Source organism: Stenotrophomonas sp. STEN030, from assembly GCF_056759995.1.
The window spans coordinates 15,632-41,335 of the sequence record NZ_JBRREB010000033.1; the positions used below are offsets into that span (position 1 = coordinate 15,632).

The window sequence follows — 25,704 nt, forward strand, 5'->3', positions numbered from 1 at the left end:
CATCCACAACAAAAACCACCATGGGCACCTGGACCTGCAGCAACTGCAAGGAAGTCAACGAAGACAACTTCGACCAGTGCTGGAAGTGCGGCACCCATGCCGATGGCGCACCGCCGCCACGCGACTTCCAACCTGAGGCCGGGCGCAGTTGGATGCAGCCACCACGCCTGATCGACTGCCCGCGTTGCCCGGGCATGCGCATGGAGTTCATCGGCCGCAAGCGCTTCCACGAAGGCTCGCAGGCCATGCCCTTCCTGCTTGGCGATATCGGCGAGCTGTTCGTCAACCGCGAGGAGTTCGACCTGCATGCCTGCCCGAGCTGCGGCAAAGTGGAATTATTCCTGTCCAACCGCGTGCGCTGAGCACAGCAACCACAGGCGGGCCCATGCGCTTCCAACGCTGTCTGATCCTGCTGTTCGTGGCGATGTACCTGCTGATGTTGCTCGGTGGTGCCGCGCTCAAGCCCGGCTATTCACCGCTATCGCAGTACATCAGCGAACTGGGCGCGACTGGCAGCACGCATGCGCAAGCGATCAGTCTGTTCGGCTTCATTCCAGTCGGCGTGCTGGCCACACTGCTGCTGTTCGCGTTCGCAGGGACAGTGCCAGTCACCGGCGCCAGCCGAGTCGGCTATTGGCTGCTGATGTTCGAGCCGCTGGCATGGATAGGTTCAGCCCTGGCGCCCTGCGACCTTGGCTGCCCGATTGGTGGCAGCCTGTCGCAATTCCTACATACCCTGCTCGGCGTATTCACCTATTTCGGCACCGCGCTGGGCCTGATACTGCTTGCCACCACACCTGCAATCCGTCCAAGCACACGCGTGCTGTGGGTCGCCCTGGCGGGACTCTGGCTGTTGCTGTTCGTGTTGATGGGGCTGGAGCCATTGCACGCTTGGCGCGGACTGCTGCAGCGCTTGGCCGAATGGAGTGTGTACAGCGTGTTGTGCGTAAGCGCATGGCGACTAAGCGCTTCCGCAGCTACCGCCCACAGCGCAATAACGCGGGTACCGCGATAGCCGGTGTACGCTGGGTTCCTCTGTCACAGGAGCATCCGCATGAGCCACCGCAGCCGTCTTGCCGGTTTCATCATTGATTGCCAGGGCACCGACAGCGATGCCGCAGCCGCGTTCTGGGCACCAGCGCTCGGCCTGAGAGCAGAGCCCGGCTACACCGAGGACGACGGCGCGCAATATGCCGAACTATTGGGCGCGCCGGCCGAGCTGCACGTGGAAGTGCAGCGGGTCGACCACGCATCACGCGTGCATCTGGATATCGAAGCCGACGATATCGATGCCGAAGCTGACCGGCTTGAAGCACTGGGCGCGCGCCGTATTGGCAAGATCAAACGCTGGTGGGTGATGGAAGCGCCTACCGGCCATCGCTTCTGCATCGTGCAGATGAAACATCCAGAGCGTGGCGCAACGCCAAATACCTGGAAGTAGCGCGGGATTTTCACGACAGCCTGCATGGCGATGTGTTGGAATGCCGCTCCAAATCAAGGAGCGAAACAGCATGGGTTTGATCACCGGAATGATCGTCGGCGGACTCGGCGGCCTGGCCCTCGTCAACATCCTCGCACTGATGGCGAAGAACAGCGGCAGGCCGCATGACCTCACCACCTTCAGCTCCGACGAGAATGTGCTGGCCAAGGTTGATGGCTGGGCAAGCCAGCATGGCTATCGCCTGGTCCGCGACATCGATGGCAATCGCGTCTATCGCAAGGGCAACAACATCCTGACCTCACCGATGTATCTGGAACTGAGTCAGGACGGGAACAAGTACAGCATCAAGAGCTATACCCAGATCAACGGCTTCATCCTTCGCGGTGACATGGCGCTGACGGGCGACACCTTCATCGCCAAGTTGCCGCGATCAATGGCCAAGAAGGCGCAGAACACCCTGTTCGCGTCCTTGAACGTACCCGGCCTGCCCTGAGCACGGAACAGCGCGTTCGCTGCCTGCAACGCGCAACCCAGGGATAATGTGCGCTCTCCGCCCACCGGAAGCGCCGCAATGACCCCTTCTGTTTCGCTACAAAACGCACGCGTGCTGGTTGCCGGTGGCAGCCGCGGCATCGGCCTGGCCATCGCCCAGGCCTTTGCCCGCGACGGCGCGAAAGTCAGCATCTGTGCACGTGGTGCAGCGGCGCTGCAGCAGGCAGCCGAACTACTGCTGCGCGATGGTGCAGCTGCCGCGCACACGCAGCAATGTGATCTCGCCGATCCAGCGCAGATTCAAGCCTGGATCGATGCCGCGGCCGCCGAACTGGGCGGCGTCGACATCCTCATCAACAATGCGTCCGGCTATGGCAACGGCAATGACGATGCCAGCTGGCAGGCCGGTTTCGATATCGACCTGATGGCTGCCGTGCGCGCCAACCGCGCCGCCCTGCCCTATCTGCGCCTGAGTGCGATGCCGACCATCCTCAACATCAGCTCGATCAATGCCTCGGTGCCGACACCGCGCGCAGCGGCCTACTCCGCCGCCAAGGCCGCGTTGAACTACTACACCGTATCGCTGGCCACCGAGCTGGCGCGCGAGCGTATCCGGGTCAACGCACTGGCCCCGGGCTCGATCGAATTCCCCGGTGGGCTGTGGGAGCAGCGCCGCAGCAGCGCCCCCGAACTCTACGAACAGATCCGCGCCAAGATCCCGTTCGGTGGCTTTGGCAATGTTGAAGATGTAGCCAACACCGCGGTCTTCCTGTGCTCGCCCACAGCGCGTTGGATCACCGGCCAGGTGCTGGCGGTGGATGGCGGGCAGTCGTTGCCGGCCTGAGCCTCGCCCGCTGTTTGTAGGAGCGGCGTGAGCCGCGAAGCCGGTGCACTCACAGATCGCCAGCTTCGCGGCTTACGCCGCTCCCACAACCCAGCCAACCTCGCCCGGAACTCACACCAACGCCGCCGCCCCCACCACCCGCACATCCGGCTGCGGATTCAACACCGCCTCCACCAAGGCATCGGCGATCCGCGTGGCCGGATTGATCCGCCACGCACGCGGCAGCACCGGTGCAAGCGCCCCCAATACCACGCTGGCCAGATCCTCACCGGTTCGCCGTTCGGCGCGGTCGCCGCCAATCAGGCCCGGGCGCACCAAGGTCAATGAAGCAAAGCCCAGCGCGCGCAGGTCCTGTTCCAACTCGCCTTTGACCCGGCTGTAGAACACCAGTGAGCGCGGGTTGGCACCTGCCGCCGAGTTCAAAGCAAACACCTCGCAGCCATTGGCACGGACCGCGCGTGCAATAGCCAAGGGATAGCCATGGTCGATCTGCCGGAAGGCCTCACGCGAGCCAGCCTGCTTCATCGTCGAGCCCAGTGCGCAGATCACCGCATCCACCTGCCAGCCCTGCGCCACCGTCGCCAGCTCGGTGAAATCCAGCACCGGATTGAGCAGCTTGGCGTTGGTCCGCGCCAGCGCGCGGCGGGTCGGTGCGACCACGCCACTGCAGCGTGGATCGGCCAGCAACCGCTGCAGTACCTGCGCCCCGACCAGACCGGTCGCGCCGGCCAGCAATACCTGCATGATGTGCTCCTGTGATCGGCTGCCATTCAAGCCGGCTGCTACCTTGCCGATAATGGGGCTTGGACACCACCTCCGGCTGCGCACAGGCGCAGCCACAACCCGCCCGGACCCCTGCGCAATGGCCGACAGCCCCGATGATTCCTCCACCTCCCGCAGCAGCGGGCTGGGTCGCATCCTGGCGCGGCGAACCACGCCGCAGGCGGCTGCGGCGGTCGAGGTGGTAGCCAACGGGGGCGGTGGCATGGCGATGCTGCAGCGCTTGTTCATCGGCGCCAACGCGCCGGAATCGGTATTGGCCGCCTTCGCCCAGGGCATGTGCACCTTGCCCGGCGAACTCGGCGATATGGGCCAACGCCTGCACAGCGCCCATGCCGAGCAGGACTGGGAGCGCTATGGTCGCCTGCTGCGGCAGCTGATCGACAAGTACATCCGTACCGTTGAGCTGGAGGCATCCCACACCAGCAACAGCCAGGCCGAACAGCTGCGCGACATGCTACGCGACACGCTAGGCGCGGTGCTGGCCAGCCTGATGCAGCAGTCGCCGGAGCTGGAACAGCAAGCCCAGCGCATGGGCGATGAACTGCGCAGCTGGCGCAGTGGCCAGCCCCTGCAGCCAGTCGCCATGCATCTGCGCGAGCTCTGCCACCAGGTCGGCGTGCGCAGCAACAGCCTGCAGGAACAGCGCGACCTGCTGCTCAACCTGTTCGACATGCTGCTGGAGAACATCTCCGAACTGCTCGATGGCGACAGCTGGCTGCAAGGCCAGATCCGCTCGATCCGGCAACTACTGGCCGGGCCACTGGACGCCAGCTCGCTGGAACAGACCCGCAATGACCTGCGCGAAGTGATCTATCGGCAAGGGCTGCTACGCGAGGGCATCGATCAATCCAAACAGGCGATGAAGGACCTGATGGTGGATTTCGTGCAGCAGGTGGACGGCATGGTCACCGAGACCGGCGAGTTCCACGATCGTATTGCAAGCTACGCCGTTGCCGTGCGCCAGACCCGCAGCATCTCCGACCTCACCCAGCTGCTGCAGGACGTGCTGCAGGACACCGCGCGGGTGCAGGAGCAGGCTGCACGTGCACGTGACCATCTGGCCAATGCCCGCGCCGAGGCCAAGGCCGCCGAGCAGCGTGTGCAGCAACTGGAGCGCGAGCTGGAGGAAGCCGGCAGCCAGCTGCGTACCGACCCGCTGACCGGCGCCCTGAACCGCCGTGGCCTGGAGCAGCAGCTGGGCGAGCTGCTAGCTGACCACAGCACGCCACTGAGCCTAGCCATGATCGACCTGGACCACTTCGGCCAGACCAATGCACAGCATGGCCACGCCGGCGGCGATCAGGCCCTGCGCCATCTGGTGGCGGTGACCCAGCAACGCCTGCGCGGCCGCGACTGCATCGCCCGCCTCGGCGGCGACGAATTCGTGCTGGTGCTGCCCGGGCTCAACCGCGCCGCTGCATTGGAAACCCTGCAACAACTGCAGCAGCAGCTGGCGCAACGCCCGTTCCTGCATGAAGAACAGCGCGTGCAGGTGCGTTTCAGCGCTGGCGTCGCCCAAGCCCAGCCCGGCGAAGCCCTGCAGGCCCTGCTGCAGCGCGCCGATCAGGCGCTGTATGCGGCCAAACGCGTAGGCCGCAATCAGGTCCTGCCCGCCGCCTGAGCGGCGACAGCAACGACAATCGGCTCACAGCTGTGATATTTGCTGCGCTGGTGCGAATCACCCGGGCATGGACATCACTGCGACCGACCCCATCGCTGATCTGCAACAACGCTTTGCCCTGCTGCTGGCCCAGCATCAGGGCATCGTGCTCAAGGTCGCGCGTGGCTATTGCGCGCAGCGCGAAGACCGCAGCGACCTGATCCAGGAAATCAGCACCCAGGCCTGGCGCGCCTTTCCAGCCTTTGATCCGCAGCGCGCGCAGTTCAGCACCTGGCTGTACCGCATCGCCTTGAACACCGCCATCTCGCAGCTGCGCAGCCGTGAGCTGCGCCGGCAATACCAGAGCGACGTAGCGCTGGATGACGACCTGGCCAGCGTTGCCGACAACGCCGAGGACACCGCCAGCCTGGCCCAGCTCAACCAGCTGATACACCGCTTGCCGGCGCTGGACCGGGCCCTGTTGTTGCTGCATCTGGACGATTGCAGTCATCGCGAAATCGGCGAGGTGCTGGGCATCAGCGCCAGCAACGCTGCCACCCGTCTGCACCGGCTGCGTCAGCAACTGCGCAGCCAGTTCAACCCCACCGCCGTAACCCGGGACTGACACCATGGAACTCGACGAACTCAAAGCCGCCTGGGCACAGCAGGCGCAACGTATCGATCAGCTGGAGGTTCTGGCCCTGCAGGCATGGCAGCAACCGCGCCAAGCCAGCGTGCAGCGTCGCCTGCGCTGGTTCAGCGGCGTGCAGCTGGCTTGGCTGCTGGCGTGGATCATAGTCACCGTGCTGGCGGCGAGCTTCTGGGTTGAACACCGCCAGACGCCGCAGCTGCTGCTGACCGGACTGGCCTTGCACCTCTACGGTATCGCCGCGATCTGGGTATCGATCACCCGCGCCTTGTTGGCGATGCGTGCTGATGCTGCCGAGGCACCGGTGCTGATCCAGCAGCAACGACTGGCGCGGCTACGCCGCTTTACCGCGCTGACCGAGCTGGGCCTGGGCCTGCCGTGGTTCTGCCTATGGCTACTGGCCCTGCAGTGGGCCTGCGTGCAATGGCTGGGGCTGGACCTGTATGCGATGGCACCAGCGTGGTTCCTCGGCACCTTGGGGTTTGGCGTGGTGGTGATGCTGGGCAGCGTCTGGGCTGCGCGCGGGGTGATGCGGCGTTTGCCGGCCAGCCATCGCTTGCAGCGGCTGCTGGATAGCCTGTCCGGGCAATCGCTGGCACGCGCACAGCAGCAGTTGCGGGAGTTGGAGCAGGGCCTGCAGTGAATCTGTAGCTGTGTTGCTGTTTTGTGGGAGCGGTGTCAGCCGCGAAGTTGGCAATCCATCAGATATCTGTCATGCCGGCACCATTGCTGATGCCTGAAGCATTGCCTGCTTCGCGGCTTACGCCGCTCCCACAATCAAGGCAGAAAAGCCGGCTTCAATGCGCCGCTTTCGCCCCGCGCATACGCTGGATCATGGTCACCGCGGTCAGCACCACCGCACCGATGATGATGCCCACCACCATGCTGCCCAGTGCATTGGCCAGCCATTCCAGATTGGCCGGAGCCAGGCCGATCACGAAGTGGTGCAAGGCCGGAATGGCGTGTACCAGAATGCCGCCGCCAACCAGGAACATCGCCGCAGTACCGGCAACCGACAGGCCGCGCATCAACCACGGCGTGGCATACAGCAGGCCGCGTCCAAACGCAGCCAACGCACGTCCCTTGTCCAGCAACCAGGCGCCGACGTCATCGAGTTTGACGATGCCGGCGACCAGGCCATAGACGAACACCGTCATGCCCAGCGCGATGGCGATCAAGGTCACCACCTGCTGGCTGAATGGCGCATGCGAGATCACTCCCAACGACAGCACGATGATCTCCGCCGACAGGATGAAGTCGGTACGCACCGCGCCCTTGATCTTGTCCTTTTCGAACGCGACCAGATCCACTTTCTCATCGGCGATGGCCTTCAAGCGCTCGGCCTTGTGCGCGTCGTCCTCATCCTTGGAATGCAGGAATTTGTGCGCCAGCTTTTCCACGCCTTCGTAACAGAGGAAGGCACCGCCGATCATCATCAACGGGGTGATCGCCCACGGCAGCCATGCACTGATCGCCAACGCGGCCGGCACCAGGATCGCTTTGTTGACCAGTGAGCCCTTGGCCACCGCCCACACCACCGGCAACTCACGGTTGGCATTGACGCCGGTCACCTGCTGCGCGTTCAACGCCAGATCGTCACCGAGTACGCCAGCGGTCTTCTTGGCAGCGACCTTGGTCAGGATGGAGACGTCATCCAGCAACGCGGCAATATCGTCGAGCAGGGCAAACAGGCTGGCTCCAGCCATGGGTCACCGTAAGGTCATAGGACAGGGGAAGGGAGGATTCTCACTCATTCGCGTCCCGTTCGGTGCGTATTCACCCATCTGCAACCCGGCAACGGCCACACTGCAGGCTCGGCCGCCAGGAAGACCCCCGCTTGATGGACCCGACCAGCAGTGACAGCCCGACCACCGTCGGCGGCCTCAGCCGGCGCCAGCAGATCGTGCGCCTGCTGCTGCGCTACCGCCATTCCGGGGTGTTCTCCGGCATCTCGCTGGATGGCGAAATCCCGCGCCTGGGCAAGCCGCCGGCCAGCGGCAATCCAACCCAGTTCGTCGCTGATCTGGAAGCGCTGGGCACCACCTTCGTCAAACTAGGCCAGGTGCTGTCGACCCGCCCGGACATGATCCCGCCCGAGTACGTGGCCGCGCTTGAGCGCATGCAGGAAAAAGTCGCGCCGATCCCGGTAGAGCAGATCCGCGCGGTGATCGAGGACGACCTGGGCGCGCCGGTCAGCAAGCTGTTTGCCTGGTTCGACCCGCAGCCTTTGGGCAGCGCCTCCATCGCCCAGGTCCACCAGGCCGAGCTGCACGATGGCCGGCAGGTCGCCATCAAGGTGCAGAAGCCCGATATCGCCGCCCAGCTGCGTTCGGACATCGGGGTGCTGCGCAGCTTTGCCACCGCCGCCGATCACCTGACCCGGGTCGGCCGCAAGGTGCGCTTCTCCGACTGGCTGGGCGAGTTCGCCAAGACCCTGCGGATGGAGCTGGACTACGAGGCCGAGGCGGCCAACCTGGCCCGCTTCGGCCAGCACCTGGCGCCCTACCCCGAGCTGTGGATACCGCAGCCGGTGTGGGACCTGTGTGGGCGCAGGGTACTGACCATGGAGCTGGTGCAAGGCGTGCGGGTGGATGCGATCCCACCGGTGCGCCGTACCGAGCAATCGATGGTTCCCTTGGCTGCCGCACTGGTGCGCGGCTATCTGGACCAGATCTTCGTGCATGGCGAAATCCATGCAGACCCGCATCCGGGCAATCTGCGCGTGACCCCCGAAGGCCAACTGGCGATCTTCGACCTGGGCATGGTCGCGCACGTGCCGCCGCGGTTGCGCCAGCGCCTGCTCAAAGTACTGTTTGCCGCAGTGGATGGCCGCGGCGAGGAAGTGGCCGATGAGATCATCGGCATCAGCACCCGCCTGGAGGACTACGACGAGGAACGTTATCTGCGCGAGACCGGGCAGATGATTGCCCGCTACGCCGCCAACGGCACCTTGTCCGAGGGCCATGTGGTGCTGGAGATCGTACGCATCGCCACCTCCAGCAACCTGCGCACGCCACCGGAGCTGAGCCTGCTCGGCAAGGCGCTGCTCAACCTGGAAGGCGTGTGCCGCTTCCTGGCACCGGAGATGGAGACGCGGAAAGTCGTCGAACGGCAGCTGCAGCATGTGATGCGCGCGCACTTCCGCAAGTCGTTCTCGGCAGCAAACCTGGCCAGCGAGGCAATGGAGCTGCAGCAGCTGCTGCGCAACGGCCCGCGTCGCATGTCCGACATCCTCAGCGTGCTGGCCGAGAACCGGCTGCAGATGAAGGTCACCGGCCTGGACGAATCGCGGCTGATGGAGAACATCCAGAAAGTAGCCAACCGCATCGCCGCCGGCCTGATCACAGCGGCACTGCTGCTGTCCTCGACGCTGCTGATGCGCGTGCCAACGCGCTGGACGCTGTTTGGCTACCCAGCCTTCGCAATGCTGCTGTTTCTGCTGGGTGTATTCATCGGCCTGGGACTGATTGTCAGCTCAATGCTGTTTGATCGCCGCACCAGAGCACGCGCACGCGAAGAACGCGGCCATCGCTGAGCCTGTCTGCAGCAGCTGTAGCCGGGTTCATCGCAATGCGTGCAGTGCCAGTAGAAGTTGCCAACAGCTGAAATCAGGCCGAAAAGCACACTTTCTCACCAACGCTCACGGGCTTCAGCGTACAACGCATAGTGCGTGCAACTGATGATGAATGCAGCTGCGCTGTCCCAACATTTCAGTCAGGTTACGGCAGGCAAGATCCAGATGCTTCTGCCACAGCACTGAAACAACAGTGTGTAGAGCGATGACGGCCACGGCCGTCGCCCCTGTCTCCACTACCCACGTGACCGCATGCATTGGATCATCTGGCTGTCTCTGGCAGCACTGTTTGTACTATTGATGTTGTCACCCACCTTGGCGCGCGTGAAGGCGGGCCTGCTATCACTGCTACTGCTGGCACTGAGCAGCTGGTGGTTGATAGACAAGCTCAGCGGCGACGGCATCAACTCAGCCACGCTCTACCACCTGCGCAGCGATATGGAAGGTGCAGGCGTTGGCGATTTCAGTGCCTACATCATCGGCTTCATTGGTCTGGTAATCATCTCGCTGAGCCCGTTGCTGTTGCTGCGCGTGCGTCGCCTGCAGCGGCCCCGTCACGGCGTGGCGGTGTTCGGCGGCTTTGCCGCACTGTTGCTGACAACGCTGATGCTCAGCCCACTGTATGCCGATGGCAAACGCATCTATCTGCAGATGCAGCCAGTGGACTACAGCGCGGTGGCACCGGAGTACCAGTTGCCATCAAAGCCGCTGGCGCAGCGCCCCAACATCGTCTGGATCTACGGCGAGAGCCTGGAACGCACCTATTTCAACGAAAACGTGTTCCCCGGGCTGATGCCCAACCTTACCCGGCTGGCCGGCGAAGGTCTGGATTTCCGCAACATCGCTTCCGCCGATGGCAGCGGCTGGACCATCGCCGGGCTGGTGTCGTCGATGTGCGGCGTGCCGCTGACCACCGCGCAGGGTGATGAAAACAGCATGGGCCGGATGGGCCGTTTCCTGCCTGAAGCGTTCTGCCTTGGCGACTATCTGAAGCAGCAGGGCTATAGCAACCATTACCTTGGCGGTGCCAACGGACAGTTCGCAGCCAAGGCCGACTTCCTCAACTCGCACGGCTTCGACGACGTGCGCGATCTGGAATGGTTCCAGCAACAGAACATCGCCAAGCGGCATTTTTCCAACTGGGGCGTACACGATGACGTGCTGCTGGAGCGCGCCTACGAACGCTTCCTTGAACTGTCCGCGCGCGGCCAGCCGTTCATGCTGACCGCACTGACCATGGACACCCACCACCCGGCGGGGCACCTGCCGGTAGCCTGCAAGAACACGCGCTATCGCAGCGCGCACGGCAATATCGGCCTGCTCAATGCACTCAAATGCAGTGATCGGCTGATCTCGCGTCTGGTCGATCGCATCCGTAGCAGTCAGTTCGCCGACAACACCTTGGTGGTGGTGGCCTCCGATCATCTGGCCATGCCCAATGACCTGAGTCACGTACTGGAGAAGCAGAAGCGCGAGAACCTGCTGCTGTTCCTGGGCAACAAACTGCAGCCGCAGCAGATCGTTGCGCAGGCAGGCACCACGCTCGATTCGGGTGCTACCGCGCTGCAGCTGCTGGATCCAGCGATCGACGCCATTGGCTTTGGCCGCTCGCTGTTGAAACCGACACCTGCGGCCAGTGCCAGCGTAGCGGCCACCAGCGGTGATACGCGGGCCTACGCGCGCTATAGCGCGTTCGCACGCTCGCTGTGGCTGGGCGAACAGACCCGCATGCTGCGACTGGATGACGATCAGGTGCTGGTTGGCGTGCAGAAGGTGCAGCCGCCGGTGCTGCTGGAATACGACCAGCAGTGGGATCTGAAATCGGTGTACCTGGAAAACACCTCACGCAAGTTCGAGGAGGCCGATCCGCAGCACCGCCTGGCCTATGTCGATCGCTGCACAGCGTTTGAAGATGGTTCGGCCGATGGTCAATGGTGCGCGCTGCTGCTCGACAGCGATCAGGGCATGCGTCTTTACCGCGATGCGCAGTTGCGCCGTGGCATCGCCGTGGATGCGCCGTTACAGGCATTCAGCGGGCCACGCCCGAGCGTGCGTCAGTCACGCATGATCAGCCGCCAGCCGCGTCATACCAGCCCCGGCCAATACGTGCTGGAGCTGTATGCCGCGCAGCGTCCGCAGCGCGGTTTCTGGGTGGAAGCGGTGGCGTCAAAGCGCAATGTGGTGGTGGCCCAGCAATGGGTGCAGCCCGATAGCGAAGGCCGCATCCGCATGCCGCTGGGCGTGGACCAGGAGATCGATGATCTGGAGATCCGCGCCTGGTTGAGTCATGCAGAACAGTTGGCGATCGATGACTATGCGCTGGTGCTGACCAGCGGTCATCCGCGGTCGTGACCGACATTTGTGGTTTTGTGGGAGCGGCGTAAGCCGCGAGGCTGGCAATGTTGCAATCGCCATTGAAACTGCAATCTGACTGACCATCAGCTTCGCGGCTTACGCTGCTCCCACATTCCGACAGCTCTCGGTAAAGCCCCTGCCGAGCATGGCTCGGCACTACCTATGCGTCCGGGGGATCGCGTACCAGATGGATGTCGGTCGGGGTGGACAGTGCTATGCCGGCGGCGGTGGTCTGTTCCAGCAAGGCAAACAGCACTTCGCTGCGGGTGCCGTACACATTGCGCGACGACGACACGTAGGCAAGGCTGTTCACCGCCACCTGGCCACCGCTGATCGAATCGATGAAGAATGACGGTGCCGGATCAATCAGCACTGTTTCATTGGCTGCATATATCCCCAGCAACAAGGTCCGCAGCTTGCCCATGTCGGTGCCCAGCGGTACCGAGAACTGCACCTGGATGCGGCCCAGTGCATTGGCCATGGTCATGTTGCGGATGGTCTTGGTGATCAATTCCGAGTTGGGCACGATCAAGGTGGAGCGGTCGCTGACCTGGATCTCGGTAGAACGCACTGAGATGCGGCGGATATCGCCTTCCTGATCCCCGATCTTGACCCAGTCACCGATCTTCACCGGCCGCTCGGCCAGCAAGATCAGGCCGGAGACGAAGTTCTGGGTAATCGCCTGCAGACCGAAACCAATACCCACCGACAAGGCGCTGGCCAGCAAGGCCACCTTCTCAAAACCAATGCCCAGCGCGGCCAAGGCCCATAGCGCGGCCAGCACGATGCCGAGGTAATGCGCCACGGTGCTGATCGAATTGCGTGCACCGATATCCAGCTCGGTCTTGGGCAGATAGGTATCCACCAGCCAGCGCTGCACCACCCGCATCAAGGTCAGGCCCAGCGCCAGCACAAGCAGCGCGCTGAAAATGGAACTCGGCGTCAGCAGGCTGCCGCCGATCTTGATGCCGGCAGACAGACGCTCCAGCCAGCCATACAAGGCACTGACATTACCGAACGGTGCAACAAAGACGGTGATGCCCAGCATCACCAGCGCAACCCGTGAGATCGCCGACAGCAACACCCCGGCCTGCTCCAGGCGACTGGCCGATAGACCGGTGGACAGCCGCAGCATGCGCCCTGCCGCGCTCTCCGGCGCCAACAGCCACAATGCGAAGTCATCGGCAAAGCGCGTCAACAAGGTGGTCGCCAATACGATTACCGTGCCCCACACCATCTGCTGGGCAGTGAACATGGCGAAGTTGAGGTAGCCCAGCAGGGTCGCCACCAGTGCGGCGAAGATGCTCAGGTAGCCGCCCAAGCGCGCCACGATCAGCCAGCCGCTGCGTGGTGCACGCGGCGAACGGCCGCTGCTGGTGCTTTCAGCTTCAGCCTGTGCGGCCTGTGCCGCGCGGCGTCGATGCAGGCCGGCCAGCGTGGCAAGCATGCTCATGATCAGCACCACGTAGGTCAGTGCGATCAGACCATCCAGGGTCACCGTGCCCACCGCCGAGGTACGCGCAGCGCGATTGACCTCACGCAGCAGCATGGTGAACCAGGTCAGGCTGGCCGCGCCCCAGGCAAAGCGGCGCAGGCGAGCGGCGGCGACATCATCGATATCCAGCAGCCGCCAGGTCGGCCGCGACGGCACCAGCAGGCTGGCTGCCACCGCGCCGATGAAAGCAGCGACAAAGGTGGCGGCAACAAAGGTATTGGCCACCGATTCCAGCCGCGGCGCGACCGCATCGATTGCCTGCAGGCTGGCTATCAGCACCGTGGCGGCAAACCCGGGCAGCAAGGTGCCGACCAGCAGCAACCACACGGCCAGACCGGTGCGGCGCAGGCGGCCATCCGGGGCGCGCTCGGACGCCGCGTAGCGCCGGCCAAGGTGGCGCAACCAGATGCGCAGCGGGAACAGCAGCAACAAAGCCAGCGAAGCCCCCAGCAGCGGCATGCCCCAGCCCTGCTTGCCGGCCGCTTTCAGCAGCGCACTGCTGGCCTGCCGGTACAACGACTGGAAGCGCGCGAAATCATCGGGCAGATGCTCACCAAACTCGCGCCACAGTGCCGGCGACAACGGCGAGGCCACCTTGCGGCCCAACTGCTCACCAAACTGCTGGGCGCGCATTTTCTCGATGGACTCGCTGGCCTGCTTGGCGTCCTCAGCCAGCAACTTGCCGCGCTTGATGTCGGCATCGATCTGGCTGCGCTGCTGGTCCAGCACTTTGCGCTGGCGGGCGATACCGGCGTCTTCGCCGCCCTCGGGCGCCGGCCCAAGCTGTTCGATACGGGCATCGAGCTGGGTCAGCTCCGGCTGCAGCGCGGCGACACTGGCCTCGGCCTCGCGCTGCGCCTGGCTGGCGCGTTCGGCCAGGGTTTTCAGGGTTTCCGGCGCATCGGCATCGTTGACCGCACGCTTGACCGCCGCGACGGTGCGCGAGGCCTGCTCGATACGCGCCTGCGGGCTCAGATCGGCGGCAACACCATCCGGCGCCGCCCAGACCGCGCCACTGGCGCCCAAACCACCCAAGGCCACCAGAAGAACCAACAACAATGCGCGCAGCGGGCGTGAAAAACGTTGAGCAAGCAAGGGCAGACACCGGATCGCGCGGACCACCGCGCCTGCGCGAACTATATGTCAGCGCGCGCCAACATCCTGCGAAACAGCGCCGGTATCTCAGTACTTGAGCGCCAACTCGGCGATATGGCTGCGGTTGAGCTCGTAGATTTCCTGGAACTCTTCCTCGGTGAGCTCATCCGGGGCGTACACCGCGACCTGCTCCCATTGCTGGTGGGTCGGCAGCGGCTGGCGTGGCCCAGCCCGCAACGAGAAACCATGCCCTTCGTACTCAACCGCGTCAGGCACCTGTTCCCAACGCTCACGCGCATAGCGGCTCTGCCCTTTGAGCAAGATCACGACATACATGGCGGACTCCCGGCTACGGATGGCAGCAGCCTAGCGCAGCGATGTTTGCCCGGCGCGAAGGACCTGCCGTATCTGAATGCTGGGGCGCCGACAACGACGAAACAACCTCCCGGGCACAAACGCTTAACCATTGCTGCCCTATAGCTGGATCCCCGGCGCAGCAAACCTGCGCGAACGCCGATGAGGTCCTCCATGAGTCAACACCCTCCCCTTGCCACCGTTCAGAGCGTAGACCTGCAGCGCTACCTGGGCACCTGGTACGAAGTTGCCCGGCTGCCCATCCGCTTCGAACCCGAAGACGCCACCGACGTCACCGCGCACTACTCGCTCAACGAGGACGGCAGCGTGCGCGTGCAGAACCGCTGCCTGCGCGGCGACAAGCTGGAAGAAGCCATCGGCCAGGCCAAGCCCATTGATGAGAGCAACAGCAAGCTGGAGGTCAGCTTCCTGCCCGAGGGCCTGCGCTGGATTCCCTTCAGCAAGGGCGACTACTGGATCATGCAACTGGACGCGGCCTATACCACCGCCCTGGTCGGCAGCCCCGACCGCAAATACCTGTGGTTGCTCGCGCGCCTGCCGCAGATGGATGCCACCACCCGCGATCACTACATCGCTTACGCACAACAGCAGGGCTTTGATACCGGACCGCTGATCCACACCCCGCATACCGGCCACCCCACCGCCGGCTGAGTTACCGCCCCGCTGACGACCGGAGCTGTGCATGGACCTGAAAAGCGGCTATCCGTTCTGGGCCATCAAGAACGGTTTGATGCATGCGTTCCCTGCCCTGCAGCAGGATCTGCGCTGCGAGGTGGCGGTGATCGGCGGCGGCATCACTGCCGCCTTGATCGCCGACCAGCTGGTCCGCCACGGCCATGATGTCGCCGTCATCGAGCAGCGCGACATCGGCTGGGGCTCCACCGCCGCCAGCACTGCACTGCTGCAGTACGAGATCGACACGCCATTGCGCGAGCTGGCCGTGCGTCATGGCATCGATGCCGCACTGCTGGCCTACCGCAGCTGCGCGCAGGCCATCGACGAACTGAAGGCGCTGGCCGAACAGGTCCGCGGGGTGGATTTCCAAAGCACCAAGAGCCTGTATTACGCCAGCCGACGCCGACACCTGCGGCCGCTGCTGGAGGAATACGAACTGCGCAGCCAGCACGGTTTCGCGGTGGATTGGCTTGATGCCGAAGGTGTTGCCGACGAATACGGGTTTGCCGCCCCTGGCGCCATCCGCAGTACTCCGGCCGCGCGTATGGATCCCTATCGCATGACGCACCGGCTGCTGACCCGGCTGCTGGCACAGGGTGCGCAGGTCTATGACCGCAGCAGCGTCGTAGCAGTGGAGGCAGACAGCCAGCGGGTACAACTGCGCACCACCGATGGTCTGCGCATCAGCTGCCAACATCTGGTGGTTGCCGCTGGCTACGCCGCGCAGGACTGGCTGAAACAGCGCGTGGCACGCAACCGCAGCAGCTATGCCTTTGTCACCGACCCATTGCCGCCGGCCGTGCTCGGGCCGCTGCGTGACACCTTGATCTGGGAAACCGCCCGCCCCTATCTCTACCTGCGCAGCACCGCTGACGACCGCTTGCTGGTAGGTGGCGAGGACGACGCGGTCGACCTGCCGCTGCGTCGTGACGCGCTGGTGGACCGCAAGGCGCGACGCCTTGCGGCCAAGTTTGGACGTTTGTTTCCGCAGCTTTGCATACAGCCTGCGTTCGCTTGGGCCGGCACCTTTGCCGAAACCGAAGATGGTCTGCCGTTCTTCGGCCCGCATCCGCAATGGGGCCCGCGCGTGCATTTCGCCATGGCTTACGGTGGCAATGGCATCACCTATTCCATGCTCGGCGCCGGCCTGGTCCAGGCCACCATCGAAGGCCGCAGGCACCCGCTGGCACAATTGTTCGGCTTCAAACGACTGGGCTGAGAAGTTCCCCCGCGATGACAGTGATCGACAGCCATCGTTCAAGCCTTTTCTGGTAGCTTCCAAACTGCCAAACCATGACGGTGCGGCCCCGCACCGGAGCACCTGCGACATGATCCGCACATCCCTGATCGCCGTCCTGCTGTTGGCCCCCGCCATTGCCATGGCGCAGGATGATGCTGGCAGCGCAACCGGCGGGCTGGACCTGAGCGTGCCGCAGGCACCGCTGCGTTACCTCGGCGAAACCTACAAGGGCGATGCGCCAGGTACCTATTACGGCGACCACAGCGGGCGCGGGCTGGAGAAAAAGGATAGCCCCGGCGCCCAGGTGATGGACGACAAACTGCAGGTGCACGGCGCGGTCAGCGCTGGTATCGGCTATTCCAAGGCCTACGGCAACAGCAATTGGCAGGCCGTGGACCTGAACCTGGGCAAGAACTACAACACCGACGAGGGCGAGAGCCGTCGGGTGAACCTGAACATCCATATGAGCAAGAGCGAGGGCGCTGGTCCCTATGGCTACGGCCCCTATGGCCGCGGCCCGGGCTTTGGCCCCGGCCCCTGGGGTGGCTGGTAAGCCGCCCGAACGCCGCTTGTCAGCGGCTGGCAGGCCCACTTGGCGGCTGTTGAATCCAGCTCACGCCGCTTAGCGGCCGGCGTGCATCCACAGGCAATCCAGCGCATCCAGCGCGATATGCACCAGCAAGCCGATGCCGAACAGGCGGGTGCGCTTGGGCAGGGTCAAACCCGCATAAAGCACAATGGCCGGCGCGGTATGCAGCGGATGGAAGCCGATGCTGCAGCGGTTGGGGGCGTAGATCGGGTCGGCCAGCAGGTGGTCCAGGTCGATCACCCAGCCCAGCAGCAGCAACATCCAGGCCTTGCCGAACTGCGGCCGCCAGAACAACCAGGCCAGCAAGGCCGGCACCGCCAGATGCAGGCACAGGTGCAGGATCGCGCGTGAACTCATTGCCGGCCCGCCAACGACAGCGCGGCAGACCGGGCCCCGATGGGCGGCACGGGAACGGAGGCGTGAGGGTGCATACGGGCTGACTTTGCTGAACCAGCCCCGATTGTAGGCTGGGGCCCTGCCGGTGCGGCGTTACACTATGCCCCCGCCGGCATCTCCGCCGCGGTGGTTCCGGAGTGGCAATGATCAACAACGACGTACTGCGCAGCATCCGCTACATGCTCGACCTCAGCGACAGCATGGTGGTGGACACCATTCACCTAGCCGACTCCAACTTTGAAGTGGATGCGGCACAGGTGCACGACTTCCTGCGCAAGGACGACGAGCCGTTGTTTGAAGCTTGCCCGGATGCGGTGCTGTCGCGCTTCCTGGACGGCCTGATCTACCACTACCGTGGCCGCGACGAATCGCAGCCGCAGCGCCCGCCGGAAAAGCGCATCACCAACAACATCGTGCTGAAGAAGCTGCGCGTGGCCTTCGAACTGAAGGACATGGACATGCATGCGATCTTCGAAGCCGCTGGCTTCCCGATGTCCAAGCCGGAGCTGTCGGCACTGTTCCGCCAGCCGGACCACAAGAATTACCGCGAATGCGGCGACCAGGCCCTGCGCAACTTCCTCAAGGGCCTGACCCAGCGCGTGCGCCCGGCGTAAAGCGCAACGGCCGCTCCCTTGTAGGAGCGGCGTAAGCCGCGAAGCTGACAATGCATCCGCGCCGGAGATTCTCTTCGGCCGATATGGCGTTGACTGCTGCTTCGAAGAAATTTGTGGCTTCGCGGCTTACGCCGCTCCTACAAAAGGCGCGCGGCCTGACGTTTACAGAATCCGGTAAACCCGCGCCTTCGGCAGGTCTTCGTCCACCTGCAGGAACCAGCGCCCGGCGATGCCCGGTATCACTGCGATCTCTGGTGACTGCAAGGTAGTACGCAGGCGCATCTGGCCTTTAAGCACCTTCCATTGCTGGCCGTTGGCCAGCACGAACACCGTGCCCGGCTCCCAGCCTTCCACCGCTCCCTGCACGCGGCTTTGCACAGGCCCTTCTTCCAGACCGATCTGCATTGGTGCAGGTACGGGCTGCTGTGGGTTTACTGCGACCACCGGGGTGGTTTCGCTGAGCATGCGGTTGAGCAGTTGCAGCTGCTGCGCGCTCAGACCGACCTGCTGAAGCTGTTCGGCGCTCAGTCGCTGCTCCAGCGGCAGGTAGCCGCGCTGCTGGCTCCAGGCCAGCGGGGTTGTCGACAACAGCATTGCGGCGAGCAGCAGGCGGGTTTTCATTCTCAAGGTCCTTCCGGCCGGTGCCGGTTGAGGCGCACTTTGCTGCAGTTTGGTTGCAGTGGTGTTACAGGCTTGCTTGTGGGTTTGCTTGCCAGGAGCTTCCCCTCACCCCAACCCCTCTCCCGTAAACGGGAGAGGGGCTAGTGCACTACGAGTGCAAGCAATGCGAGCCCCTCTCCCGCCTGCGGGAGAGGGGTTGGGGTGAGGGCAAGCTCTTCGCTAAAAACCTAAACGACAGGCAAAAGAAAAGGCCCGGCATAAGCCGGGCCCTCCTTCGCTACATGACGCCAAAGCGTCAGTGCGTCAGTGCGTCTTACCAGCTGAAGCGCGGACCCACGGTCCACTGCTTGTCGCCGTCACCGGTCATCTTGATGTCGCCATTGATGCCCCAGTTCTGGTTCAACTTCACCTGGCCACCAAGGCGGCCGTAGAAGTTGCCGTCCGGGTTGACGCCGTGCTTCTTGCTGAAGTCTTCGTAGCCAGCCATGGCATACACCTCGGCGTGCTTGCCGAATGCGGTGCGGATGCCGGCTTCAGCGCTGTAGCCTTCGAAGTCCAGATCAATGTGCTTCGGGTCGAACTTTTCGTAAGCCACGCGAGCAACGAAATCGGTGGTCGGCGCGATTTCCTTGTTGAAGCCAGCGCCAACGCGCCACTGGTCGATATCAAGGTTGGTGCGCGAGATTTCCTGACGGGTGTATTCGCCGAAAGCGTGGAAGTTCGGCAGGAACGCATAGGAACCCTTCACGCCCCAGCCTTCAGCCTTGCCGTCGGCCGAGGTCTTGGCGTAGTCGGCTTCCGCATAGTTGTAGGACAGGCCGTCAGCAGCCGAAGCGGCGAACGGGAGGGCGGCAACCAGCGCCAGGGCAATCAACGAAGTCTTCATGGGGGTACTACCTCTGCATTACTGAGCTTGATGGCACGACAGCAAACAGCTGTCTGCGTCCGGATGTAAGTTTTCCGTTAGACGCCCCAACAAACCCTGAAACCAGCCGCGCAATAAAACAGCGATTTTAGGCTTTTATTCAGCCTGTTTCTGGCACGCGCGCAGCGCGCGCACCTCGCATCTTGTTCATTTATGCAAATTCACGCTGCAATCAGCGCGCGCGTTTTCCTGCGCTGATGCCGCCAAATGTGGTCGGCAATGCTTCGCCGTGCAGCGGTACGCCGGTCTCGATATCACGCAGGATCGGGCAATCCGGGCGGTCATCGCCGGCACAGCAGTTGGCCAGCGCCTGCACGGTCTGCACCATGCCCTGCAGCTCGGTGATGCGCTGCTGCAGTATCTGCACGTGCTCCAACGCCATGCGCTTGACGTCGCCGCTGTGGCGCGAACGGTCGCGCCACAGCTCCAGCAGTTCACCGATACGCTCCACGCTGAAGCCCATGTCACGCGAGCGCTTGATGAAACCCAGCGTGTGGATGTCGCGCGGTGCATACAGGCGGTAACCGGCATCGGTGCGCGCCACCGGCCCGATCAGGCCGATGTCCTCGTAGTAGCGGATCATCTTGGCCGAGATACCCGAGGCCTTGGCGGCCTGGCCGATATTCATGCCTTCGTCCATCGTCATCACTCCTCAGGCTTCGATCTGCGGGGCGCGGAAGCGCTTCAGGCGCAGCGCATTGCCCAGTACGAACACCGACGACAAGGCCATCGCACCGGCCGCGAACACCGGCGACAGCAGGATGCCCCAGACCGGATACAACACACCGGCAGCGACCGGAATCAAGGCAGCGTTGTAGACGAAGGCCCAGAACAGGTTCTGGCGGATATTGCCCATCGTCGCCTTGCTCAGCGCGATGGCATTGGGCACACCTTGCAGGCTGCCGGACATCAGGACCACGTCGGCCGCTTCAATCGCCACGTCGGTGCCGGTGCCAATCGCCAAGCCGACATCGGCTTCGGCCAAGGCTGGGGCGTCGTTGATGCCGTCGCCGACGTAGGCCAGACGACCGTGCTCGGCCTTGAGCCGACGTACCGCGTCAACTTTTCCTTCCGGCAACACTTCGGCAACCACTTCGTCGATGCCGAGTTGGCGCGCGATGGCTTCAGCGGTGCGACGGTTGTCGCCGGTGATCATCGCTACCTTCAGGCCCAAGGCATGCAGGCTGGCGATGGCGGCGCGGGTATCGGACTTGATCGGGTCGGAGACCGCGATGATCGCCGCCAGGCGGCCATCCAGCGCCGCGTACAGCGGGCTCTTGCCTTCTTCGCCCAGACGCTGTGCCTCGGCAGCGAATGCCGCCACATCCAGGCCGAGCTTCTGCATGAAACGATCAGCGCCCACTTCCACGCGCACGCCGTCCACAGTCGCACGCACACCGTAGCCAGTCACCGATTCGAAGGAATCCACGGCCGGCAATTGCAGATTCTCCTGCTGTGCGGCAGTGACGATGGCGCGGGCAATCGGATGCTCGGAGCGGTCTTCCACCGCCGCCACGCGTGCCAGCACTTCGCTGCGCTGGAAGCCTTCAGCCAGTTGCAGATCGGTCAACAGCGGACGGCCTTCGGTCAGCGTGCCGGTCTTGTCCACCGCAACTACCTGCGCTTCCTTCAGCAGCTGCAGCGCCTCGCCCTTGCGGAACAGCACGCCCAGCTCGGCACCACGGCCGGTACCGACCATGATCGACGTCGGCGTCGCCAGGCCCATCGCACACGGGCAGGCAATGATCAGCACCGCCACCGCGTTGACCAGGCCGAAGGTCAGCGCCGGATCCGGGCCGAAGATCAGCCATACCGCGAAGGTCAGCAAGGCCAGGCCCATCACGATCGGCACGAATACCAAGGTGATGCGATCAACCAGCGCCTGGATTGGCAGCTTGGCGCTCTGCGCCTGTTCAACCAGGCGGATGATCTGCGCCAGCACCGTTGCGCCGCCGACGGCGGTGGCACGCACACCGAGTGCGCCGGTCTGGTTGACCGTGCCGCCAATGACATTGCTGCCCGGCGCCTTCTGCACCGGCACCGGCTCGCCGCTGATCATCGATTCATCGACATAGCTGTCACCGTCGACAACCTCACCATCCACCGCGATGCGCTCGCCCGGGCGGACTTCAATCACGTCCCCGCTGTTGATCTGCTCCAGCGGCAGCTCAACCACACTGCCATCGCGACGTACGCGCGCAGTCTTGGCCTGCAGCTTGAGCAGGCGTTTGATCGCCTCGGAAGTGCGGCCCTTGGCCTTGGCCTCCAACACGCGGCCGAGCAGGATCAAGCTGACGATGACCGCAGCGGCTTCGTAATAGACGTTGACCGTACCGGCCGGCAGCAGGCGCGGCAGGAAGGTCGCCACCAGCGAGTAACCATAGGCAGCCAACGTGCCTACCGCGACCAGCGAATTCATGTCCGGTGCGGCGCGCAGCAGCGCCGGGATGCCCTTCTGGTAGAAACGGCGGCCCGGGAACACCAGCACCAGCGTGGCCAGCACGAACTGCAGCAGCCAGCTGTTCTGGGTGCCCAGCGTACCGGCGATGAAGTGATGGAAGGCCGGGATCAGGTGCCCGCCCATTTCCAGCAGGAACACCGGCAGGCTCAACGCTGCGGCTATCCACAGATCACGGGTGAGCACGCGCAGGTCGTCGGCATGGCGTTGCGCCTGCTGATCCTCATTGCTGCCGGCGCTGCCGATCACACTGGCCGTATAACCGGCCTTTTCGATCGCCGCCAACAACGCGGCCGGATCGGCTGTGCCCTGCACGCTGGCGCGCTCGGTGGCCAGGTTGACGCTGGCCGACTGCACGCCCGGCACCGCCTTCAGCGCGCGCTCGACGCGGCCTACGCAGGAAGCGCAGGTCATGCCTTCGATCAGCAATTCCTGCGCGGCGGGGGCGGTCACCTCGTAGCCGGCCTTGTGTATCGCCTGCACCAGCGCCTCGCGCGGCACGCTGCCGTCGGTCTGCACGCTGGCGCGTTCAGTGGCCAGATTGACGCTGGCCTCGCTGACCCCGGGGATGGCCTTCAGCGCACGCTCGACCCGGCCCACGCAGGAGGCGCAGGTCATGCCTTCGATCATCAGATCTTCGGTGGTGGGACCGGCGCTCTGCTTGCCCGGACTGGCGATGCTGCTCATCGGCACGTCTCCATTTCTATTGTTGGAGGCACCTTAAAGCTTCCAACGATGGGAGGGTCAAGCGTTCTTTATCGCTTGACCTTGCCATGATGGCAAGCTGCAAGCTCACCGCACCCCAACGGAGAAACCCCATGAAATTGCATATCGAAGGCATGACCTGCGGCGGCTGCGCACGCAGCGTGACGGCCGCCATCAAGGATGTGGACCCGGCCGCCACGGTCGACATCGACCTGCCCGGCAGGAACGTGAAGATCGAATCCAGCCAGCCGGTGGAAAGCTTCACCAAGGTGCTGGAAGAAGCGGGCTTCCCGGCGCAGTAAGTACCACGTTCATGATTTGTGGTTTGTGGGAGCGGCGTAAGCCGCGAAGCTGATGGACTTCCGGCGCATGGAATCGCCGGATCGCCATGGAACATCGGCTTCGCGGTTTACACCGCTCCCACAAAACCATCAGCCCCAGTCATCTCAGCGCGCGCGTTTCCATACTTCGCGCTCAACCCGGCGCTCGCCGTCCCAGCGCTCCAGCGTCCACACATCGCCTTCCAGGGTGTAGCGGAAGCTGTAGCTGCCGCCGTTCTCCAGCGGGTACGACGCCATCAACGGCGTTTCCACATACTGCCCGTCCGCGCTGCGATACGTGCCAGAGCCGCCGGCCCAGAACTTGCCATCGCTGGTGGTGGTGAAGGCGAAACGGCCATCGGCCAATATCTTGGTGCCGGCCAGCTTCTGGCTGGCGTAATCCACGACCTTTCCTTCCGGATTGATGAACTCCCCCGATTGCAGTTGCCAGGCGCCTTGCAAGCCCTCGGTGCCGTGCGCGTTGGCAGCACCCAGCAACAACACAGCGGTGGCGAAAGAACGCAGCAGCATCGGCAAGTCCTGATCGGGATGGGCCCGCATTGTGCGCATCGCCGCTGCCCGAGCGCCAATACCGGTTCATTGGCAACCTTTGGCAGAGCGCTATCATTGCCGGCATTACAGGAATCAACGGCGGCCACAACGTGCAGACCCTACTCACCCCGGTATCGATTGGCGAACTGATCGACAAGATCACCATCCTCGAAATCAAGGCCGAGCGCATCACCGATACCGCCAAGCTGGCCAACGTGCGCACCGAGCTGCAGGGCCTGTGGCCGCTGTGGCTGTCGCAGCAGGAAGCGCGCCCGTCGCTGAGCGCGCTCAAGGACCAGCTCAAGGCCATCAACGAGCGCATGTGGGAAATCCAGGACCGCCTGCGCGAGAAAGAAGCCGCACAGGATTTCGGCGCGGAATTCATCACCTTGGCGCGCGGCGTGTACGGCACCAATGGCGAGCGCATCGTGGTCAAGAACGAGATCAACCGCGTGGCCGGTTCGGCACTGGTTGAAGAAAAGCAGTACCAAGGCGAGTAAGCCACCAAGCCCCCTCCCTTTCGCATAGCGAAGGGGAGGGTTGGGGAGCTGTGCTCTTAGCGGCAACCTCAAAGCTTCAAGCAAAAGCCACCCCCCTCCCAACCTCCCCCTTGGCTACGCCAAAGGGGAGGAGCAGAGCCAGCCTCCCACGGCTTAGCGCAAAACACTCAGAACGCTATCTGCGCCCACAAGCCGGCTTCATGGCTTTCCAGCGACTTCTTCGCCGTTTCCTGCCTCAGCTGCTTAGCCACCGCCGCCAATCGCAGGTATTTGTTCGGCTTCCACTCCACGCCGACCAGGTGATAACGCTCGCGGGTGCGCGGATCGATGTCCAGGCTCATCCGGGTTTCTTCGTGCCGGGTGAGCAGCGCGTACTGCGGGCTCAGCTGGTAGCTGCCCCACACCGACCAACCACGCTGGTCATCGCTGCCCGGCTTGACCACCCGGGTCCAGTCCTCCGCTCGGAAGTATTGCGCGCCGATCCGGCCACGCTCGCCCACCCAGCTGGCCATCGCATTCCAGCGCTGCGCGGTGTGCTGCCGCGGCATGTCGCCTGCATCCAGCGCGCGGGTGCCACGGTAGCCGCCTAGGGCCAGCTCAACGCCCTTGGCCGGCGCCCAACCTACCCGCGCCTCCACGTCCGGGCGATTGCCCAGGCGCGGCTTCTGGTAACCGCCACCGGTAACCACCGAGGCGGCATAGGTGAAGTCACCATGGGTGTACTGGCCATGCACGCCGTAGTCGGCCGCATTGCCCATCTTGCTGCGGGTGATCAAGGCACCATCGACATAGCGGTAACCATCACGCGCCGACTCCTGCTGGATCCACGGCAGCGGCGCATTGCCCAGCCGCAGCCAGTTGCCCTTGCCGAAGCTGCGCTGCAGGTAGGCATGGCGCAACCACACATCGGTCGGATCGCTGTTACGCAGCCACTGCACATCAGTGGTGACCTGCGCCGTCCAATGCTGATTAAAACGATGATCGACGGTGATGAAGGTGCGCTTCAGATCCAGCGCCAGGCCTTCATCGTCAGTGACCACGCCATCACGATCCAGCTGGCTGGCGTTGATGAATATCTGCGCCGACACCTTGGTGGCCGGCGCGGCGTCCTGTGCCCAGGCCACGGCCGGCAGGCACAGCGCAGCCAGCGCGGCGGCCAGTGCATTACGGGAAACAAACTGCATCACTACTCTCCTGGTGCCAGCCAACGCTGGCGGTATGCGATCTTTCGGGTATGTCATTGGCCTGCGGCGTTCCTGCGTGGCTGGCGGGGAAGCAGACGACCTCGCCTGACGCAGCCGGTTCGCCCAACACCTCTGCGCTCACGGCGGCTGCTGACGCACGACCGATGGCGCGATCTGATCAACGAAGGATGCCTTCCGCTGCGCGCGGCAGCGTGCCGACGC

27 protein-coding genes are annotated in these 25,704 nt (G+C 63.9%); 16 read left to right on the plus strand and 11 right to left on the minus strand.

Annotated elements, in window-relative coordinates; all coding sequences use genetic code 11:
* The first annotated feature begins 20 nt into the window (after positions 1–20).
* The 5 genes from ACVOLR_RS12635 (at position 21) to ACVOLR_RS12655 (ending at position 2,777) form a co-directional block, all read left to right on the plus strand.
* Entirely contained in the window at positions 21–362 is a 342-nt protein-coding gene (locus ACVOLR_RS12635) for a hypothetical protein (RefSeq protein ID WP_282273279.1), read from the plus strand.
* A gap of 23 nt (positions 363–385) precedes the next feature.
* A complete protein-coding gene (locus tag ACVOLR_RS12640; RefSeq protein ID WP_481536733.1) occupies positions 386–1,015 on the plus strand; it encodes a DUF998 domain-containing protein in 630 nt (209 codons plus the stop codon).
* A gap of 39 nt (positions 1,016–1,054) precedes the next feature.
* Positions 1,055–1,441 carry a VOC family protein gene (locus tag ACVOLR_RS12645; protein WP_481536734.1) on the plus strand — a complete coding sequence of 129 codons (387 nt, stop codon included), beginning with the start codon at positions 1,055–1,057 and terminating at the stop codon, positions 1,439–1,441.
* A gap of 70 nt (positions 1,442–1,511) precedes the next feature.
* The gene (locus tag ACVOLR_RS12650; protein WP_481536735.1) at positions 1,512–1,934 is read left to right on the plus strand and encodes a hypothetical protein; all 423 of its coding nucleotides are present in this window, start codon (positions 1,512–1,514) and stop codon (positions 1,932–1,934) included.
* Between the two features lie 78 nt (positions 1,935–2,012).
* A complete protein-coding gene (locus tag ACVOLR_RS12655) occupies positions 2,013–2,777 on the plus strand; it encodes an SDR family NAD(P)-dependent oxidoreductase (RefSeq protein ID WP_481536736.1) in 765 nt (254 codons plus the stop codon).
* A gap of 111 nt (positions 2,778–2,888) precedes the next feature.
* On the opposite strand, the gene ACVOLR_RS12660 is transcribed toward ACVOLR_RS12655, so the two are convergent.
* A complete protein-coding gene (locus ACVOLR_RS12660; RefSeq protein WP_481536737.1) occupies positions 2,889–3,521 on the minus strand; it encodes an NAD(P)H-binding protein in 633 nt (210 codons plus the stop codon).
* A gap of 118 nt (positions 3,522–3,639) precedes the next feature.
* Between ACVOLR_RS12660 and ACVOLR_RS12665 the strand changes: the two genes are divergently transcribed.
* The 3 genes from ACVOLR_RS12665 (at position 3,640) to ACVOLR_RS12675 (ending at position 6,452) form a co-directional block, all read left to right on the plus strand.
* Positions 3,640–5,181 (plus strand): GGDEF domain-containing protein, encoded by a 1,542-nt coding sequence (locus tag ACVOLR_RS12665; protein WP_481536738.1) that lies wholly within the window; start codon positions 3,640–3,642, stop codon positions 5,179–5,181.
* A gap of 67 nt (positions 5,182–5,248) precedes the next feature.
* The gene (locus ACVOLR_RS12670; RefSeq protein ID WP_481536739.1) at positions 5,249–5,785 is read left to right on the plus strand and encodes an RNA polymerase sigma factor; all 537 of its coding nucleotides are present in this window, start codon (positions 5,249–5,251) and stop codon (positions 5,783–5,785) included.
* Positions 5,786–5,789: 4 nt separating this feature from the next.
* A complete protein-coding gene (locus ACVOLR_RS12675; RefSeq protein ID WP_481536740.1) occupies positions 5,790–6,452 on the plus strand; it encodes a hypothetical protein in 663 nt (220 codons plus the stop codon).
* Positions 6,453–6,606: 154 nt separating this feature from the next.
* Here ACVOLR_RS12675 and ACVOLR_RS12680 read toward each other — a convergent pair whose 3' ends face one another.
* Positions 6,607–7,515, minus strand: coding sequence for a DUF808 domain-containing protein (locus tag ACVOLR_RS12680; protein ID WP_481536741.1), 909 nt, complete (start codon positions 7,513–7,515; stop codon positions 6,607–6,609).
* Between the two features lie 134 nt (positions 7,516–7,649).
* Here ACVOLR_RS12680 and ACVOLR_RS12685 point away from each other — a divergent pair, with 134 nt between their 5' ends.
* Both ACVOLR_RS12685 and ACVOLR_RS12690 read left to right on the plus strand, forming a co-directional pair.
* Entirely contained in the window at positions 7,650–9,344 is a 1,695-nt protein-coding gene (locus ACVOLR_RS12685) for an ABC1 kinase family protein (RefSeq protein ID WP_481536742.1), read from the plus strand.
* Positions 9,345–9,635: 291 nt separating this feature from the next.
* On the plus strand, positions 9,636–11,735 hold the full coding sequence (locus ACVOLR_RS12690) for a phosphoglycerol transferase I (RefSeq protein ID WP_481536743.1): 2,100 nt from the start codon (positions 9,636–9,638) through the stop codon (positions 11,733–11,735).
* Between the two features lie 163 nt (positions 11,736–11,898).
* On the opposite strand, the gene ACVOLR_RS12695 is transcribed toward ACVOLR_RS12690, so the two are convergent.
* Both ACVOLR_RS12695 and ACVOLR_RS12700 read right to left on the minus strand, forming a co-directional pair.
* Entirely contained in the window at positions 11,899–14,328 is a 2,430-nt protein-coding gene (locus ACVOLR_RS12695) for a DUF3772 domain-containing protein (protein ID WP_481536744.1), read from the minus strand.
* 87 nt (positions 14,329–14,415) lie between these two features.
* Positions 14,416–14,664, minus strand: coding sequence for a hypothetical protein (locus ACVOLR_RS12700; RefSeq protein ID WP_481536745.1), 249 nt, complete (start codon positions 14,662–14,664; stop codon positions 14,416–14,418).
* A 192-nt stretch (positions 14,665–14,856) separates the two neighbouring features.
* Between ACVOLR_RS12700 and ACVOLR_RS12705 the strand changes: the two genes are divergently transcribed.
* The 3 genes from ACVOLR_RS12705 (at position 14,857) to ACVOLR_RS12715 (ending at position 17,171) form a co-directional block, all read left to right on the plus strand.
* The gene (locus ACVOLR_RS12705; protein WP_481536746.1) at positions 14,857–15,354 is read left to right on the plus strand and encodes a lipocalin family protein; all 498 of its coding nucleotides are present in this window, start codon (positions 14,857–14,859) and stop codon (positions 15,352–15,354) included.
* 31 nt (positions 15,355–15,385) lie between these two features.
* Positions 15,386–16,597 carry an NAD(P)/FAD-dependent oxidoreductase gene (locus ACVOLR_RS12710; RefSeq protein WP_481536747.1) on the plus strand — a complete coding sequence of 404 codons (1,212 nt, stop codon included), beginning with the start codon at positions 15,386–15,388 and terminating at the stop codon, positions 16,595–16,597.
* Positions 16,598–16,706: 109 nt separating this feature from the next.
* Positions 16,707–17,171, plus strand: a complete 465-nt coding sequence (locus ACVOLR_RS12715; protein WP_481536748.1) for a hypothetical protein — start codon at positions 16,707–16,709, stop codon at positions 17,169–17,171.
* A 69-nt stretch (positions 17,172–17,240) separates the two neighbouring features.
* Here the strand turns inward: ACVOLR_RS12715 and ACVOLR_RS12720 are convergent, their stop codons facing one another.
* Positions 17,241–17,564, minus strand: coding sequence for a DUF6122 family protein (locus ACVOLR_RS12720; RefSeq protein ID WP_481536749.1), 324 nt, complete (start codon positions 17,562–17,564; stop codon positions 17,241–17,243).
* A gap of 182 nt (positions 17,565–17,746) precedes the next feature.
* Here ACVOLR_RS12720 and ACVOLR_RS12725 point away from each other — a divergent pair, with 182 nt between their 5' ends.
* A complete protein-coding gene (locus ACVOLR_RS12725; protein WP_481536750.1) occupies positions 17,747–18,217 on the plus strand; it encodes a YehS family protein in 471 nt (156 codons plus the stop codon).
* Between the two features lie 162 nt (positions 18,218–18,379).
* Here ACVOLR_RS12725 and ACVOLR_RS12730 read toward each other — a convergent pair whose 3' ends face one another.
* The 4 genes from ACVOLR_RS12730 to ACVOLR_RS12745 all read right to left on the minus strand — a co-directional run bounded on the left by ACVOLR_RS12730 (position 18,380) and on the right by ACVOLR_RS12745 (position 22,908).
* On the minus strand, positions 18,380–18,838 hold the full coding sequence (locus tag ACVOLR_RS12730; RefSeq protein WP_481536751.1) for a hypothetical protein: 459 nt from the start codon (positions 18,836–18,838) through the stop codon (positions 18,380–18,382).
* 313 nt (positions 18,839–19,151) lie between these two features.
* On the minus strand, positions 19,152–19,724 hold the full coding sequence (locus ACVOLR_RS12735; protein ID WP_481536752.1) for an OmpO family porin: 573 nt from the start codon (positions 19,722–19,724) through the stop codon (positions 19,152–19,154).
* Between the two features lie 211 nt (positions 19,725–19,935).
* Positions 19,936–20,403, minus strand: coding sequence for a Cu(I)-responsive transcriptional regulator (gene cueR / locus ACVOLR_RS12740; RefSeq protein ID WP_481536753.1), 468 nt, complete (start codon positions 20,401–20,403; stop codon positions 19,936–19,938).
* Between the two features lie 12 nt (positions 20,404–20,415).
* Complete coding sequence (locus ACVOLR_RS12745; protein WP_481536754.1) at positions 20,416–22,908, minus strand: heavy metal translocating P-type ATPase; 2,493 nt, start codon at positions 22,906–22,908, stop codon at positions 20,416–20,418.
* Between the two features lie 131 nt (positions 22,909–23,039).
* On the opposite strand from ACVOLR_RS12745, the gene ACVOLR_RS12750 reads away from it, so the two are divergent.
* Positions 23,040–23,228, plus strand: a complete 189-nt coding sequence (locus ACVOLR_RS12750) for a heavy-metal-associated domain-containing protein (RefSeq protein WP_481510193.1) — start codon at positions 23,040–23,042, stop codon at positions 23,226–23,228.
* Positions 23,229–23,372: 144 nt separating this feature from the next.
* On the opposite strand, the gene ACVOLR_RS12755 is transcribed toward ACVOLR_RS12750, so the two are convergent.
* Positions 23,373–23,777 (minus strand): hypothetical protein, encoded by a 405-nt coding sequence (locus tag ACVOLR_RS12755; RefSeq protein WP_481536755.1) that lies wholly within the window; start codon positions 23,775–23,777, stop codon positions 23,373–23,375.
* A 131-nt stretch (positions 23,778–23,908) separates the two neighbouring features.
* Here ACVOLR_RS12755 and ACVOLR_RS12760 point away from each other — a divergent pair, with 131 nt between their 5' ends.
* Complete coding sequence (locus tag ACVOLR_RS12760; protein WP_296246945.1) at positions 23,909–24,298, plus strand: DUF6165 family protein; 390 nt, start codon at positions 23,909–23,911, stop codon at positions 24,296–24,298.
* Positions 24,299–24,465: 167 nt separating this feature from the next.
* Here ACVOLR_RS12760 and ACVOLR_RS12765 read toward each other — a convergent pair whose 3' ends face one another.
* The gene (locus ACVOLR_RS12765; RefSeq protein WP_481536756.1) at positions 24,466–25,482 is read right to left on the minus strand and encodes a hypothetical protein; all 1,017 of its coding nucleotides are present in this window, start codon (positions 25,480–25,482) and stop codon (positions 24,466–24,468) included.
* Between the last annotated feature and the right edge of the window lie 222 nt (positions 25,483–25,704).